Below are 15082 nucleotides of genomic sequence, written 5' to 3' on the forward strand. Positions count from 1 at the left end.
CTTGTCCGGCAAGGGTCCTCAGGCGGCTGATGAGGAATCCTGGAGGCAGGGGGGACCAAGGTGAAGATGAACGAGGCGGAATATTTTCTGGAGAGAACAGAGCAGAGCCTGGATGATTTTCACGACTGGCTGGCCGGACTGGGGCAGAGCTGGGGCCTCTCCCGGACCATGGTTCTGGAGATCAACCTGATCATCGAGGAACTCTATACCAACTGTATCAAGTATGGTGGTGGCCCTGATTCCGGGCCTGTGCGGGTGGCCTTGGCAAGGAGCAGTACCGAGGTGCAGATCCTTATCGAAGATAGAGGGCCGCCCTTTGATCCCCTGAAGGTGCAGCCACCTGATCTGATTCAGCCCATGGAAGAGCGGCAGGCCGGGGGGCTGGGGCTGCATCTGGTCCGCCATTTTGCCGATAGCTGTGGCTACGCCCGTCGGTCTGGAAAAAATATACTGCGCCTGACCAAGGTCATCGGCTGCGGATGAGCCAAGGGCTGAAAAGCGATGCCCCCTGTTACCTCCATGGAGAGAACAACGATCAAGCCTATGAAAATCATTGAACGCGACAGCAACGACTACCTGACCATTCAGATCTGCGGCCGCCTGGATTCCGGGACCGCCGGAGAGCTGGAAGCGTGGACCGGGACCTTTATCCCGAACCCGGCCCATCCCCTGGTCATCGATTTTGCCGAGCTGGACTATATCTCCAGCGCCGGCCTCAGGGTGATGTTTAACTTTGCCCGGGAACTGAAGGGCAGCGGCGTTCGTTTTGCCGTCTGCCGCTGTCAGGATCATGTCCGGGAGATCTTTGAGATCTCAGGATTTGATACCTTTATTCCCCTCTACGCGAGCCCGGAGGCCTTTGTGGCCCAGTAGGGCCTCCCAGATTGGGATCGGTTCGCTGTATCCGGACACTGCGGGCTGCCTGAGTCGTCCCGGGCGGTGCCAGGGGCGGTTTTGTTGGGGCCGTGCTCCTGGGGGCAAGCAAAAACACCTTATCCATAGGGGCGGATGTTCTCTGTTTACATACCATGGTTTTTGCCCGTCGTTAGCCGGGAAGGAGTAGGTACCATGTCGAAATCTATACGGATAGTTGGGGTTCTCTTCTGGCTGTCGGCCATGGTCGGGCTCGGTGGCTGCGTCAGCCTGCCCAGGGGAGAGCTGGTGCCCGATGCCCAGGTAAGCGCCATGTTCAAGAGCGCCACCGTGCTTCCAGGCTACAGCTATTACACCACTGGGCCCCGGGGCAGTGCCAATGCGGTTATCGCCCTGAACAGGCAGTACCGGCTGATTTCAAGGCTGTGGAGCCCGCTGGCCCAGCCCGATCAGCAGCTGGCTGCGGTTATCGCCGGTACCAGGGAGCAGCGGAGTCCCATGTGTTTTTTTTCCGGGGCCGTGATCAGGGATCTGCACGGAGAGACCGTGGGCTACTGGTATTCCAAGTGGGAGCGCTCGGCAGTCCGTTTTCCGGAACCCGGGCTGATTCAGGTCTTTCCCCCGGTGGAGCCGGATGTCGGCCCCTGTGCTCCGGAGGGGGCGCTGCGCTGGTAAGCAGTCGGCCTTCAGGCCAGCTTTAGTTTGCCAGGGCAGAGGTCTCCCTGTCCTCCATGCCTTTGAAGGCAGTGCCGGGAAGGTCCGGGAGATGGGCTCTGTTCTGGCTGTGGCTACGGTTTTTTTGCAGTTGCCTTGCCTTGATGGCATAGCGCTCTCCGCTGGCTGGGGAGATAGCCCTGTTGAGCAGCAGCAGGAAGAGGATGCTGCAGCAGGCGGCCATGACCAGGACGGCCTTGTTTTGTTGTTTGCTGGTGAGCATGAGTACTCCCTGTTGATGATGATCCTGGGGGGCGTGGGGGCGCTACAGCTCTGTTGCCGGTGAGCAGCCTCTGCTCCAGAGTCTGCACCCCTACGGATCAGGACGCAAGGGCTGCTCCTTTCTTCCAGGGAGCAGAGGGCTGGGGGCAGTCCCGGGCCATCGCGAAGCTGAACCGGTCGGGACCCTTGCAGCGGCCCTCCCCTTAGTTGCCCTTCAGCTTGCTGAAGGGCGTATCCATGGCATCCACCCACTTGACCGCCCCGGTGGTGGTGTCCAGGACATAGATCTGGGTGCTGCGGTCTCTGACCACCACCTCCATGGCATATCTGCCTGTGGGGGGATGGGAGCCTGCTCCGGAGAGGAGCAGCAGGGCCAGCACACTGCAGCCGGCGAGCAGGAGGAGGAATCCGTTTTTTTGCTGTTGTGGGTTCAGCATGATCATGCTCCTTATGGTGGGGTGGCCCCTGGCCGGAGAGCTCAGGGGAGCTTGCACTCCACGCTCTCTACCTTGTCTGCCATGGTCTGGTCCCGATCCATGCGGGTGCCCAGCTTGATGGTGGTGGTGATCCTGGGGGCCCCCATGGCATGGACCTGTTGGTGGCACTGTTTCACCGCTGCCATGACCTGGTCCCACTCTCCCTCAATATTGGTCCCATAGGCGTGGAGCTGACTCTTGAGGCCGGCCTGTTGCAGGATCTGGTGGCAGGCCGCCACATAGGCTGAAACAGAGACACCGACCCCCATGGGGACGATACAGAGATCCATGATTACCTTCATTGCTGCTCTCCTCTTCTTGTTCTATGCGTATGCCGGCGGGCTGTTTTTCCTGCAGACCAGCCGCTGTTGCGGTCGCCTCAACCAGGCAGGGATTTTTTTCCCCAACCCTTCCCTGCACTATGCTACAATGTGAACAGCTATTCAAGAGCAACTCCACCCAGAGGCTTGATTCATGCGTATTCTGATTCTGGAAGATAACCGGCCCGTGCAGAGGCTGCTCCAGTCGCGGCTGGAGGCAGCGGGCCATCAGGTTGAAGCGGTCAGCAACGGCCACCAGGGCTTTCAGCTCGCCACCTCCAGTGCCTATGACGTCATCATCAGTGACATCCAGATGCCCCACTGGGACGGCTTCAAGTTCATCGACGCCATGGCGGTCATCTGTCCCCAGCTGCCCATCATCATCACCACCGCAGCCCTGGAGGATGGAGAGGTTGCAGCCCGGCTGGAGGCCTGCTCCAATGTGGTCTGCGTCTTTGGAAAACCCGTGGATTTTGAGGGCCTCTTTGCCCGCCTGGCCAGCATCATTCCCCAGAGTCACACCAGTATCAACAAGATGGCCCGGATTGTCTGCACCATCGGGCCTGCCTGCGATACTCCGGAGACCCTGGGTAAGATGATTCTGGCCGGGATGGATGTGGCCCGGCTCAACTTCTCCCACGGCAGTTATGAGCAGCATGAGCAGAGCCTCTGCGCCGTTCGTGAGGCCGAGCAGGTCTGGGACAAGCCCATTGCCGTGCTCCAGGATCTCAGCGGGCCCAAGATTCGCACCGGTGCCATGGAGAACGGGGCCATCCGACTGAAAACGGGCCAGACCATCACCATCCAGAGCGATCCCGTCCAGGGCTCCTCCCAACGTTTTTCCACCTCCATGCCCGGGGTGGTTGCCGATCTGCGTGCCGGTGACCAGATCCTCCTGGATGATGGCCTGTTGGAACTCCATGTCCTGGAAGATAGCGGCGAGGAGGTGCTCTGTGAGGTGGTGGTGGGGGGCATCCTCCAGTCCAACAAGGGGATCAACCTGCCCTCCACCGACCTTTCCCTGCCCAGCGTCACGGCCAAGGACTGGCAGGACCTGGACTGGGGGCTGGAACACTCGGTGGACTATGTGGCCCTCTCCTTTGTCCGCACCGCCGAGGAGGTCGCTGCGGTCCGTGACCATATCCATCGTGCCGGTAAGCGTAACATCAAGGTGATTGCCAAGATCGAACGGCCGGAGGCGGTGCAGAACATCAGGGAGATCATCGAGGTGGCGGACGGGATCATGATTGCCCGGGGAGATATGGGGGTTGAGCTGCCGGTGGCCAAGGTGCCGCGCATCCAGGAACGGATCATCCGGCTCTGCTGGGAGCAGAACGTCCCGGTGATCACCGCCACCCAGATGCTCGACTCCATGACCACCCATGCGCGGCCCACCAGGGCCGAGGTGACCGATGTCAGTATGGCCATCAAGGAGGGGACCGATGCGGTGATGCTCTCCCAGGAGACGGCCACCGGGGTGGATCCCGTCAACGTGGTGCGGACCATGGCGGCGATCATCTGTGAGGAGGAGCGCTATACCAGCAGCTCGGCCGCGCATTTTCAGCAGTTGGTCAGTGATTCTTCGCTGAACCCGGCTCTGGCGGCAGCGGCCAGTCTGATCAACATCTCCGCCACCCTGCTGCTGGATCCCGGTGGGGTGATGTACCCCTCCCTATCCAAGTGGAACCGCAAGGTGCCGGCCCTGCTGGTGACCCGCTCGATCCACGTGGCCCGCCACTCCAGTCTCTACAACAATCTCTTTCCGCTGATTATTCGGGAGGAACTCCGCCGTGACGAGATGGTCCAGCGCTCCATCGACCTGGCCAAGGAGTGGGGCTATCTCCGGACCGGCGATATGATCGGGGTGCTGGAGGGCTCCCGGCTGACCAGCAGCGGTTTTCAGCAGCTTGGCGCGGTGCAGGTGGTGCGAGTGGACTAGGGCCGCCTATGATGATGATGGGGTAAGGTGGAGCCAGGTCGCGGCCCAGGGGCGAGCTACTCCCCCAGGTAGGCCTTGACGATGGACTCGTCCTGCTGCAGTTTGCCGGCCTTGCCCTTGACCACGATCTCTCCGGTCTCCAGGACATAGCCGTAGTCGGCCAGCTTGAGGGCGGCCTTGGCATTCTGCTCCACCAGCAGGATGGTCACCCCCTCGGCGTTGAGTCGCTTGATGATTTTCATGATCCCCTGGACCATGAAGGGGGCCAGCCCCATGGAGGGTTCATCCAGGAGCAGCAGCTTGGTATCGGTCATCAGGGCCCGGCCCATGGCCAGCATCTGCTGTTCACCCCCAGAGAGCAGGGCGGCATCGCGCTGCCTGCGTTCATGGAGCACCGGGAAGAGTTCGTAGACATGCTCCATCCTCCGCCGTCGTTCGCTCTCATCCTTGAGGGTAAAGGAGCCCAGCTCCAGGTTCTCCTTGATGGTCATCCCCTTGAAGATCCTCCGCCCCTCAGGCACGTGAATCAGTCCCATGGAGACGATCTCATGGGGCGACTTGGTGGTGATCTCCTCGCCCATGAAGCTGATGGAACCGGCCTTGGCCCGGTTCAAGCCGGAGATGGTCCTGAGGGTGGTGGACTTGCCGGCGCCGTTGGCACCGAGCAGGGTGACAATCTCACCCGCCTCCACCGAAAAGGAGATCCCGCGGAGGGCGTGGATCTTGCCGTAGTAGGTCTCCACGTCACGAATTTCCAGAATCACGTCACTCATGCTTCCTCGTCGTCCTCTCGGCCCAGGTAGGCCTCAATCACCTTGGGGTCGTTTTGGATCTGGTCTGCAGATCCTTCGGCAATCTTCTGGCCGTAATCAATGACCGTAATATTTTCCGATACCTTCATCACCAGGCCCATGTCATGTTCGATCAGGAGAATGGTGATGTCGAGCTCGTCGCGGATGCGGCGGATCAGCTCGATCAGTTCGATCTTTTCGTTATGGTTGAGCCCTGCCGCAGGTTCATCCAGGAGCAGCAGCTTGGGCTTGGTGGCCAGGGCCCTGGCCCACTCCACCCGGCGCTGGTCGCCATAGGGCAGGTTGGCGGCAACCCAGTCCTTCTTGTCCAGGATACCGACAAAATCCAGGCACTCCTGGCTGATCCGGTGGACCCTTGCCTCCTCCCTGCGTTGTCCCGGGGTCTGGAAGATGGCGGCCAGGGCACCGGCATGGGTGCGGCAGTGGAGGCCGGACATCACATTCTCCTCCACGGTCATGGACTTGAACAGCCGGAGGTTCTGAAAGGTCCGGGCCATCCCCTGCCGGGTGATCGTATGGGGCTTCTTGCGGAGGATGGAGCGTTCGGCAAAGCGGATGCTGCCGCTGTCCGGTCGATAAAAACCGGTGAGGCAGTTGAACACCGAGGTCTTGCCGGCACCGTTGGGACCGATCAGGCTGGCGATGCTGCCCTGGGCCACCGAAAAGTTGAGCCCTTGGATAACCTTGAGCCCGGAAAAACTGAGGACGAGATCTTGAACGTGGAGAAGAGGCATTGCAGTTCTTATGGCAAAGATAAGGGAATTCAGGTTCGCCTTGCCGGCCAGATTCCTTCGGGCCGGTAGAGGATAATGACCAGCATGACCACGGCAAAGACCAGCATCCGCATGGAACCGATGCCGCGGAAGACCTCGGGAAAGAGGACCAGGGCAAAGGCGCCGATGACCACCCCCGGGATCTTGCCCATGCCGCCGAGGACCACGCCCACCAGGATCAGGACCGACTGCTGGAACATGAAGGTCTCCGGTGAGATGGCCGTCATCTTGGCGGCAAAGAAGCAGCCGGCCACGCCGCCGAAGATGGCGCCGATCACATAGGCATAGAGCTTGATCGCAACCCGGCCGATGCCCATGGCCTCGGCCGCGTCCTCGTCTTCCCGCACATACTGCCAGGCGCGGCCCAGCCGGGAGTGCTGCAGGCGGTAGCTGATAAAACAGGCCAGGATGGCCAGGGCCAGGAAGACGTAATAGAAGTGGTTGATCTGGTTGAGGTGGAGGCCGAAGAGGGAGGGACGTTCAATCCCGATCAGGCCGCTGGCCCCGCCGGTGATCTCCAGGTTACGGGCACAGATGCGGACGATCTCACCAAAGCCCAGGGTAACGATGGCCAGATAGTCGGAGCGCAACCGCAGGGTCGGCCCGCCGATGATCACCCCGGTGATCATCGAGGCGACCACGGCCACCGGAATGGTCAGCCAGAAGTTGACCCCGAACTCGGAGGTGAGGATGCCGGTGGTATAGGCGCCCACGGCAAAGAAGGCCGCATAGCCCAGGTCCAGCAGGCCGGCATAGCCGACCACGATGTTGAGGCCCAGGCAGAGGACCACATAGAACCAGGCATTGGTCAGGATCTCGAGCACATAGTTGTTGGCAACCAGGGGGAGGACCATGGCCATCCCGGCCAGAATCATCAGGATGGTGATCCGGTTGCGTTGGATGGCCAGCCAGTCGAGCAGCATCGAGCGGCTTGGGGCCGGGGCCGCCTTGGGAGTCTGGGATTGTTTGCTCATGGGGCTTACATCCTTTCAATCTCTGTTTTACCTAATAATCCTGTCGGCTTGAACACCAGAAGCAGGATGAGGATGCCAAAGGAAAAAACATCCTTCCACTCTGAGCCGATAAAAGGGATCTGGGTGCCGAAGGCCTCGAGCAGGCCAAGCACCAGGCCGCCGAGCATGGCGCCCCGGATGGAGCCGATGCCGCCGATAACCGCTGCGGTGAAGGCCTTCAGGCCGATGACAAAGCCCATGAAGAAGTGGACCGATCCGTAGTAGACCCCGGCCATGACCCCGGCCGCCGCTGCCAGGGCAGAGCCGATGAAGAAGGTCAGGGTGATGACCTTGTTGACGTTGATCCCCATCAGCCTGCAGGCATCCTGGTCAATGGCAATGGCCCGCATGGCCTTGCCGTACATGGTACGGTTGATGAAGAAGAACAGGGTGACCATCAACAGGGCGGCCGAGACCACCAGGGCGATCTGGGTATAGGTGACGAAGACGTTGCCCATCTCCAGGCCCTCAAAGCCCAGATCCGTGCTAAAGGCCTCGTACTCGCCATCGGTCAGGGCCATGACGCCGTTGGAGAGGACCATGGAGACCGCCAGGGCGGTGATCAGGATGGAGAGTCTGGGGGCGGCCAGCATGGGCAGGTAGGCCACCCGCTGGATAAGCACCCCCAGCAGTCCCACGGTGATCATGCTCAGGATCATGGAACAGAGGATGCCGCCCCAGCTCTCTCCCAGCAGGCCGCTGACCAGAGAGAGAAAGAGGAAGCCGATAAAGGCCCCGCACATGTAGAGGTCCCCGTGGGCAAAGTTCAGCAGCTTGATGATACCGTAGACCATGGTGTAGCCCAGGGCAACCAGTGCGTAAAACGAGCCGAGAATCAGTCCGTTGGCCAACTGTTGAAGCAGTATGTCAAGGGTAGACATAGAGGTATATTCGTTTGGTTCGGTATCCCGGTTCCGGCCGTGGGGGCCACGGTCCGGATCCGGGATACGGGGTAGTTGGAAGGGAAGAGCAGGGTACGACTACTTATTCAGCACCCATTTCCCACCCTTGGCAATCAGGGTGACAAAGTTACTGTGGGCCAGGGTGTTCTTCGGGGTAAAGGAGATCGGTCCGGCAATGCCCTTGAAGTCCTTGGTGGCGGCAATGGCCTTGATAATCGCGGCCTTGTCGGTGGAGCCGGCACGCTGGATGGCATCGGCCATCAGTTTCATACCGTCATAGGCCAGGGAAGAGTAGGCATCGGGATCCTGATCGTACTTCTTCTTGTAGGCCTCGCTAAAGGCCTTGGCCGCGGGCAGGTAGTCTACCGTGGGGTTGGAAAAACAGAAGACACCCTCGGTGGCCTTTCCGCCTATCTCGAGCAGCTTCGGAGAGTTGGAGCCATCGCCTACGGCAATGAGCTTGCGGTAGCCGGCCTGGCGGAGCTGCTTGATCACCAGGGCGCCGTCGGCGTAGTAGGCGGTCCAGAAGATGGCATCCGGGGCCTTGGACTTGATCCGGGTGACCAGGGAGGAATGATCCTGCTCGCCCTTGTTGACGACCTCGTAGGCAACCACTTCCTTGCCCAGGGAGGACCACTTTTCCTTGGTCAGTTTGGCCAGGTCTTCCGAGTAGCCGTCACCCTGGTGGATGATGGCCAGCTTGTTGGCGCCCTTAGAGGTAAAGAGTTCCACCGCGGTGTTGACCTGGTCGTAGCCCGTGGAGTTGACCAGGAAGGCGTTGCCCTGGTTGGCGTCGATCAGCTTGGTGGAGTTGGAGGCGGCAATGATAAAGGGGACACCGGCATCGCCGTAGAGCTTCAGGGTAGGCAGGGTCGCACCGGAACAGTAGCCGCCGACCACGGCGGCAACATCGGCAGAGACCAGTTTGCTTGCTGCTGCGGTGGCCTGTTGGGGGTCGCAGGCATCGTCGCCGGTGGTGGTGGTGATCTTCATGCCCAGGACGCCACCGGCCTGATTGATCTCATCGGCGGCGAGGAGGATGGCGTTTTCCATGTCCTTGCCGGCGGTGGCCTCAGAGCCGGTGGTGGGAACCATGATCCCTATCTTCAGATCAGCAGCCGTTGCTGCCTGGCCCAGCATGAACAGTCCTGTCAGGGCACACCCGAGTGCGGCCGTCAACATACTTTTTTTCACAGTGACCTCCTTTTGCACAAATGATTAATTTGGAACGGACCATCTTCCGCGACAGTGCGGTGAATCCTGCAAAAAGCTGGAATCAAGGAGCCATGAGACACCAGATTCGACGGGTTAGTCAAGTAAAATCAAGTGCCGCCGGCCCGGCAGATCCAAAAGCAGAGTTGCCACAAGGTGTGGTCGCTTGGCCGTTGTACTGAAATACGCTTAAACTGTGGATATGTTGTGGGATCGTTATTCTTCACCAGGGAGGGCTCACAGAGGCCGTGGTGAGAGAATCTGTTGACACTAATGGTTTAACCATTATAATGTTATTGAAAAATCAACCTTTGTCAAGGAAGCAATGAAAAAGCTGTTTCATAAGGCGCAACAGAAGCGGGTCTATCAGGATGTGGTGAACCAGATCCAGGAGGCTATCCTGGATGGCGAGATCGAGGCCGGCAGTAAGCTGCCGGCCGAGCGGAGCCTCTGTGAGATGTTTCAGACCAGTCGGGGCACTTTGCGGGAGGCCCTGCGGATCCTCGAGCAGAAGAGCCTGATCGAGATCCGCCTGGGCACCAATGGCGGAGCCTATGTCAGGGATGTCAACGGGGAACTGATGGCCGAAAACCTGGCCATGCTGATCCACTCCAAGGCCGTATCCCTGGCTCATCTGGCGGAGTTCCGGGAGGGGGTGGAGGCCACGGTGGGAGGGCTTGCTGCCCAGCGGGCCACCAGCGTGGACTGTGAGGAGTTGCACGGACTGCTGGCCAGGGCCGAGCGTTTTCGGGACGGCGGTTTGGAGCAGTGGGATAGCTTTGTCCGGGTTGATGAACAGATCCATACCGCCATCGCCCGGATCGCTGGTAACCCGCTTTACAGCTTCATCCTCAAGAGTGTCCACGACAACATTCACCGCTACTACGACAAGTTTCTCTTTGTCGGCAGCCAGGAGCTGGAAGAGAACTACCAGGACCTGGCGGCGATCATCACCGCCATCTGCGACCATGACAGCGCAGCTGCCGCCAGCCTTTCCAAGGGGCATGTGCACCGCTTTGCCGTCTATATGAAGGAGAAACTGCGTTAGAGGTAAAAGAACAGCTGCCCAGGCACTGAATATACATCGAGGTACGTATCTTACCCACCCTATCCCACCTTATCCAAGGGAGCGTATTATGGAATCGCACAAGGAACAACTCTACCAGCAGGCGGTGGCCCTGGCTGAACAGTGGCAGAATCGAGCCAATGAACTGCTGACCAGGGAGGAGAAGCATATCCAGGAGCAGATGAAACGGCTGCTCACCCACCCGGGCGATAAGGTGCTGCTCAGCAAGATGATCGACCAGTCCTTTCGCTCCCACGATGCCAAACGGGTGGCGGATCAGATCAGTCACCTCATCGACGAGGAGGGGGTGCCGGAATTTTTCAGCCGGGTGGAGAAGCTCTTTATCCAGATGTTCAAGGGGGTGGGCAAGCACTTCTCTGCCCTGGCCGTGCCCACCATGATCGACCAGATGCGGGCCAGCAGCAGCCGGGCTATCATCCCCGGGGAACATAAGGAACTCCACGCCCATCTCCAGAAGCGTAAGCAGCAGGGTATCCGGATGAATATCAATCACCTGGGGGAGGCTGTCCTGGGTGAGGAGGAGGCGGCCCGGAGGCTGGCCACCTATATCAGGGATATGGAGGACCCGGATGTGGAGTATATCTCCATCAAGATCTCCACCATCTACTCCCAGATCAACTCCCTGGCCCTGGACGAGACCGTGGAGATCCTCAAGGAGCGCTTGGCAGCCATCTATCGGGTGGCCAAGGTCAACACCTTTACCCGGCCTGACACCACCACGGTGGCCAAGTTCGTCAACCTGGACATGGAGGAGTACCGGGATCTGGAGATCACCTATGCCGCCTTTGTCGCCACCCTGGATCAGGAGGAATTCAAGGACTATTCCGCAGGCATCGTCCTCCAGGCCTACCTGCCCGACTCCTTTGCCATGCAGCGTAAGCTCACCCGCTGGGCCAGGGAGCGGGTGAAAAACGGCGGTGCTCCGGTGAAGCTGCGGATCGTCAAGGGGGCCAACATGGAGATGGAGAGGCTGGAGTCCGCCCTGTTCAACTGGCCCCTGGCTCCCTATGACAACAAGCTGGAGGTGGATGCCAACTACAAGCGGATGGTCAGCTACGGCATGGAGGCGGAGAACATCCGGGCGGTCAACCTGGGGGTGGCCTCCCATAACCTCTTTGAACTGGCCTATGCCGCCAACCTGGCCCGGGAAAGGAACCTTACCCCCTACTTCTACTTCGAGATGCTGGAGGGCATGGCCGACCATGTCCGCCGGGCCCTGAGTGAGGCGGCCGGAGATGTGCTCCTCTATGCGCCGGTGGCCTCCAAGGATGAGTTCATCAATGCCATCGCCTACCTGATCCGGCGGCTGGATGAGAACACCTCGCCGGAGAATTTCCTGCGCTACTCGCCGGACCTGCATGTCGGCTCGGATGAGTGGAATTTCTTGAAAAACGGATTTCTCCACTCCTGCCGCCTCCAGGAGCAGGCCCAGGACGGACCTAACCGGATCCAGAATCGGACCAGTGAGCAGTTTGCTCCCGAGGTTTCCAGCTATCATAGCTTGAGCTTCACCAATGAGCCGGATACGGACTGGTCCCTGGCAGGCAATCGCCAGTGGGCGGAGTCCATCCGGGAGCGCTGGCTGAAGAAGGGGGACGAGGCTCCGCTGGAGGTTCCGGTGGTCATCGGCGGTCAAGAGCTCTTTGCAGGCCTGGAGCAGCGGCAGGACTTTGATCCCAACCAGCCCGAGGCCCGGGTCTGCGTTGCCCGCCACGCCCTGGCCGGTCCAGAGGAGGCCCTCAGGGCTCTGGAGGTGGCCCGCCAGGATCCCGACGGTTGGCGGGAGTTGACTGCGGCAGAGCGTCATCAGTTCCTGTCCCGGGCTGCCATGGAGATGCGCAGGTCCCGAGGGGAGCTCATCGGGGCGGCGGCCGCCGATACCGGTAAGCTCTTTTCCGAGGGAGACGTGGAGGTCTCGGAGGCCATTGACTTTGCCGAGTTCTACCCCCTGAGCGCCCGGCAGCTGGCTGAAATTGATCATGTCGAGGGCCAGGGTCAGGGCGTGGGCCTGGTGATCTCGCCCTGGAACTTTCCCATCGCCATTCCCTGCGGCGGCATCGTCACCGCCCTGGCCGCCGGCAATACCGTGGTCTTCAAGCCGGCCTCTGATGCCGTGCTCACCGCCTGGATACTCTGTCAGTGTTTCTGGCGGGCCGGGGTTTCCAGAAACACCCTTCAGTTTGTGCCCTGTTCCGGCTCCCAGGTGGGCCCCTTGCTCACGGCCAGCAAGGAGGTGGACTTCATCATCCTCACCGGCGGTACCGAGACCGGCCTGCAGATCCTGGAGCAGACCCCTGGAGTCTATCTGGCGGCTGAGACCGGGGGCAAGAATGGTACCATTGTCACCGATATGGCAGATCGTGATCAGGCCATCAAGAATGTGATTCACTCCGCCTTCAGTAACTCCGGCCAGAAGTGCAGCGCCACCAGCCTGCTGATCCTGGAGAAGACCATCTATGACGACCCCCACTTCCGGCGGCAGCTGGTGGACGCGGCCCGCAGTCTCAAGGTGGGACCGGCCTGGAAGTTCAGCAGTAAGGTCGGTCCCCTGATCAAGGAGCCGACCGGCGATCTCAAGCGCGGCCTGACCCTCCTGGAGCCCCAGGAGGAGTGGGCCCTGGAGTCCGGGATGGTGGACAACAACCCCCTTATCTGGTCTCCGGCCATCAAGTACGGGGTGCAACCCGGTGGCTATACCCATATGACCGAATTCTTCGGTCCGCTCCTCGGGGTGATGCGGGCCGAGAGCCTGGACCATGCCCTGGAGCTGGTCAACCAGACCGGCTATGGTCTGACCAGCGGTATCGAGACCCTGGATCATCGGGAACAGGAGCAGTGGAAGGAGCAGGTCTTTGCCGGCAACCTCTACATCAACCGGGGCACCACCGGGGCCATTGTCCTGCGTCAGCCCTTTGGCGGCATGGGCAAGTCCGCCCTGGGACCAGGGCTGAAGGCGGGCAGCCCCGACTACGTGACCCAGTTCATGCACTTTAGAGAAATCGCGCCGCCGCCCATCCGGCCGGTGGCTGAGGATCATCCCCTCCACCAGCTGGCCCAGGAGTGGACCAGGCTGCTCCAGTGGGGCAAGCTGACCGAGATCAGGGAGGAGTTGAGCCGGGTGGTCAGCAGTATCTACTCCTACCTCCACCGGATGGAGCAGACCTTTGGCCGGGAGCAGGATTTCTTCCACCTCCGCGGTCAGGATAACATCCTGCGCTACCTGCCCATCAACAGGGTGGTGATCCGTCTCCATCCCCAGGATAACCACTTCGAGACCCTGGCCCGGATTGCGGCGGCTCGGGTTGCCGGCTGCGCCGTCACCCTGAGTGTCCCGATGGGGCTCGAAAACGGGGTAACCGCCTTTCTGGACAGTCCCCATGGGCAGGCGCTGCTCCAGGGGGTTGAGCTGATCGAGGAGGGAGATGGGGAACTCATTGCCCGCCTGGCAGAGATCGACCGGATCCGCTATGCAGCGCCCGACCGGGTCCCCCAGGCCCTTGCGGCGGCAGCAGCCAGGACCGGTTTCTATATCGCCAGAACCCCGGTCTACATGGAGGGGCGCCTGGAACTGCTCCAGTACTTTCAGCAGCAGGCCATCTGCGACAACTACCATCGCTACGGCAACCTGGGAGAGCGTTCCTTTAGCTGATCCTGGGCTCCAGCCGGAGTGAGCCCGGCTGGGAGGTGTATCTCTGTCTGGGATGCACCTCCCCATCGTTTAGGCCTTTATGCCTTTACGTGGTTACGCGTTTACGCCAGGGCTTGCAGCCTGGTGAGCGTTCATGGTATCCTTGCTCACGCTTCTTGTTGATGCCATTGCCCCCGGGCTCTTGTTCCCTGATCGTTCCGGGCAGGAAGGGCGGAGGCTGATGGTCATCGGCTGCCTCTCTTCTTTGAATCTGTTTTTTTAAGTGTGCCCATGGATCCCGCCGGTCTGACCACCTTTGTTGCTGCCTCCCTTGTCCTGACCCTCTCACCCGGGGTGGATACCATCCTGGTGATCCGCAACGTCCTCCGCGGCGGCTCCTGGGACGGCCTCTTTACCGCCCTGGGCATCTGCAGCGGCCTCTTTGTCCATGCCCTGCTCTCGGCCTGCGGGGTCTCCGTGATCCTGCTCCAGTCGGCCCTGCTCTTTACCCTCCTGAAGGGTGGCGGGGCCCTCTACCTGATCTGGCTTGGCCTGAAAAGCTGCATCAGTGCCCTGCGCGGAGGTTCGCCCCTGGATCTGTTCATCCCCCCCTCAGCCAGCCGTGATTGCAGCTGGCGCCTCTCCCTCAGAGAGGGGCTGTTTTCCAACCTGCTCAATCCCAAGCCCATCATCTTTTACATGGCCTTCCTGCCCCAGTTCATCGCTCCTGGTGATTCCGTCCTGGTGAAATCCCTGGGTCTGACCTGTATCCATTTTGCCTTTGGCATACTCTGGCTCGGTACTGTCTCCCTGGCCCTGCAACGGATCAGCGGCTTGCTGCTGCGTCCTGCGGTGGGGCGGAGCCTTGAGGGGCTCTGCGGCTCTGTGCTGCTCTTCTTTGGGGTGCAGCTGGCCCTGGTGGAGCGGTAAACCGATTTCTTCGGATCTCAGGGAGGGGAACTTCGATCCCCTCAGCTGATCGCGTTGGAGCAGGGGGCGCCGGCGTCTCGGCCAGGGGAGGAAAATGGGGTAAGGGGCGCCGGCTGAGCGGCGGTGGGGGGAGTTCTTCCTTCCCCCACTGGTCAGAGGGGGAAGGAAGAGGGCGGGGATG

The 15082-nt window shown here is 60.6% G+C and carries 15 protein-coding genes; 7 read left to right on the plus strand and 8 right to left on the minus strand.

The window, feature by feature from the left end:
* The first annotated feature begins 66 nt into the window (after positions 1–66).
* The 3 genes from G494_RS24625 (at position 67) to G494_RS0119595 (ending at position 1548) form a co-directional block, all read left to right on the plus strand.
* Positions 67–483 carry an ATP-binding protein gene (locus tag G494_RS24625; protein ID WP_051305905.1) on the plus strand — a complete coding sequence of 139 codons (417 nt, stop codon included), beginning with the start codon at positions 67–69 and terminating at the stop codon, positions 481–483.
* Positions 484–543: 60 nt separating this feature from the next.
* On the plus strand, positions 544–873 hold the full coding sequence (locus G494_RS0119590; protein WP_028585870.1) for an STAS domain-containing protein: 330 nt from the start codon (positions 544–546) through the stop codon (positions 871–873).
* A 195-nt stretch (positions 874–1068) separates the two neighbouring features.
* Positions 1069–1548, plus strand: a complete 480-nt coding sequence (locus tag G494_RS0119595; protein ID WP_028585871.1) for a hypothetical protein — start codon at positions 1069–1071, stop codon at positions 1546–1548.
* 22 nt (positions 1549–1570) lie between these two features.
* Here the strand turns inward: G494_RS0119595 and G494_RS0119600 are convergent, their stop codons facing one another.
* The 3 genes from G494_RS0119600 to G494_RS0119610 form a co-directional block, all read right to left on the minus strand.
* The gene (locus tag G494_RS0119600) at positions 1571–1810 is read right to left on the minus strand and encodes a hypothetical protein (protein WP_028585872.1); all 240 of its coding nucleotides are present in this window, start codon (positions 1808–1810) and stop codon (positions 1571–1573) included.
* 202 nt (positions 1811–2012) lie between these two features.
* The gene (locus G494_RS0119605; RefSeq protein WP_153305966.1) at positions 2013–2246 is read right to left on the minus strand and encodes a hypothetical protein; all 234 of its coding nucleotides are present in this window, start codon (positions 2244–2246) and stop codon (positions 2013–2015) included.
* Positions 2247–2287: 41 nt separating this feature from the next.
* Positions 2288–2587, minus strand: coding sequence for an MTH1187 family thiamine-binding protein (locus G494_RS0119610; RefSeq protein ID WP_028585874.1), 300 nt, complete (start codon positions 2585–2587; stop codon positions 2288–2290).
* Positions 2588–2759: 172 nt separating this feature from the next.
* Here G494_RS0119610 and pyk point away from each other — a divergent pair, with 172 nt between their 5' ends.
* Positions 2760–4544 carry a pyruvate kinase gene (pyk, locus tag G494_RS24630; protein ID WP_028585875.1) on the plus strand — a complete coding sequence of 595 codons (1785 nt, stop codon included), beginning with the start codon at positions 2760–2762 and terminating at the stop codon, positions 4542–4544.
* A gap of 56 nt (positions 4545–4600) precedes the next feature.
* On the opposite strand, the gene G494_RS0119625 is transcribed toward pyk, so the two are convergent.
* From G494_RS0119625 to G494_RS24635, 5 genes are all read right to left on the minus strand, one after another.
* Positions 4601–5317 (minus strand): ABC transporter ATP-binding protein, encoded by a 717-nt coding sequence (locus tag G494_RS0119625; protein WP_028585876.1) that lies wholly within the window; start codon positions 5315–5317, stop codon positions 4601–4603.
* Positions 5314–6090, minus strand: coding sequence for an ABC transporter ATP-binding protein (locus G494_RS0119630; RefSeq protein WP_028585877.1), 777 nt, complete (start codon positions 6088–6090; stop codon positions 5314–5316). The genes G494_RS0119625 and G494_RS0119630 overlap by 4 nt, the downstream gene beginning before the upstream one ends.
* A gap of 29 nt (positions 6091–6119) precedes the next feature.
* Positions 6120–7103, minus strand: coding sequence for a branched-chain amino acid ABC transporter permease (locus tag G494_RS0119635; RefSeq protein WP_208597721.1), 984 nt, complete (start codon positions 7101–7103; stop codon positions 6120–6122).
* A 5-nt stretch (positions 7104–7108) separates the two neighbouring features.
* The gene (locus G494_RS0119640) at positions 7109–8023 is read right to left on the minus strand and encodes a branched-chain amino acid ABC transporter permease (protein ID WP_028585879.1); all 915 of its coding nucleotides are present in this window, start codon (positions 8021–8023) and stop codon (positions 7109–7111) included.
* A gap of 99 nt (positions 8024–8122) precedes the next feature.
* On the minus strand, positions 8123–9238 hold the full coding sequence (locus G494_RS24635) for a branched-chain amino acid ABC transporter substrate-binding protein (protein ID WP_208597722.1): 1116 nt from the start codon (positions 9236–9238) through the stop codon (positions 8123–8125).
* A gap of 343 nt (positions 9239–9581) precedes the next feature.
* On the opposite strand from G494_RS24635, the gene G494_RS24640 reads away from it, so the two are divergent.
* From G494_RS24640 to G494_RS0119660, 3 genes are all read left to right on the plus strand, one after another.
* Entirely contained in the window at positions 9582–10304 is a 723-nt protein-coding gene (locus G494_RS24640; protein ID WP_051305906.1) for a FadR/GntR family transcriptional regulator, read from the plus strand.
* Between the two features lie 88 nt (positions 10305–10392).
* Positions 10393–13992, plus strand: a complete 3600-nt coding sequence (locus tag G494_RS0119655) for a proline dehydrogenase family protein (protein WP_028585880.1) — start codon at positions 10393–10395, stop codon at positions 13990–13992.
* A gap of 270 nt (positions 13993–14262) precedes the next feature.
* The gene (locus G494_RS0119660; RefSeq protein WP_028585881.1) at positions 14263–14901 is read left to right on the plus strand and encodes a LysE family translocator; all 639 of its coding nucleotides are present in this window, start codon (positions 14263–14265) and stop codon (positions 14899–14901) included.
* Positions 14902–15082: the final 181 nt, after the last annotated feature.

The organism is Desulfogranum mediterraneum DSM 13871 (assembly GCF_000429965.1).
In the GTDB taxonomy this organism is placed as follows: domain Bacteria; phylum Desulfobacterota; class Desulfobulbia; order Desulfobulbales; family Desulfobulbaceae; genus Desulfogranum; species Desulfogranum mediterraneum.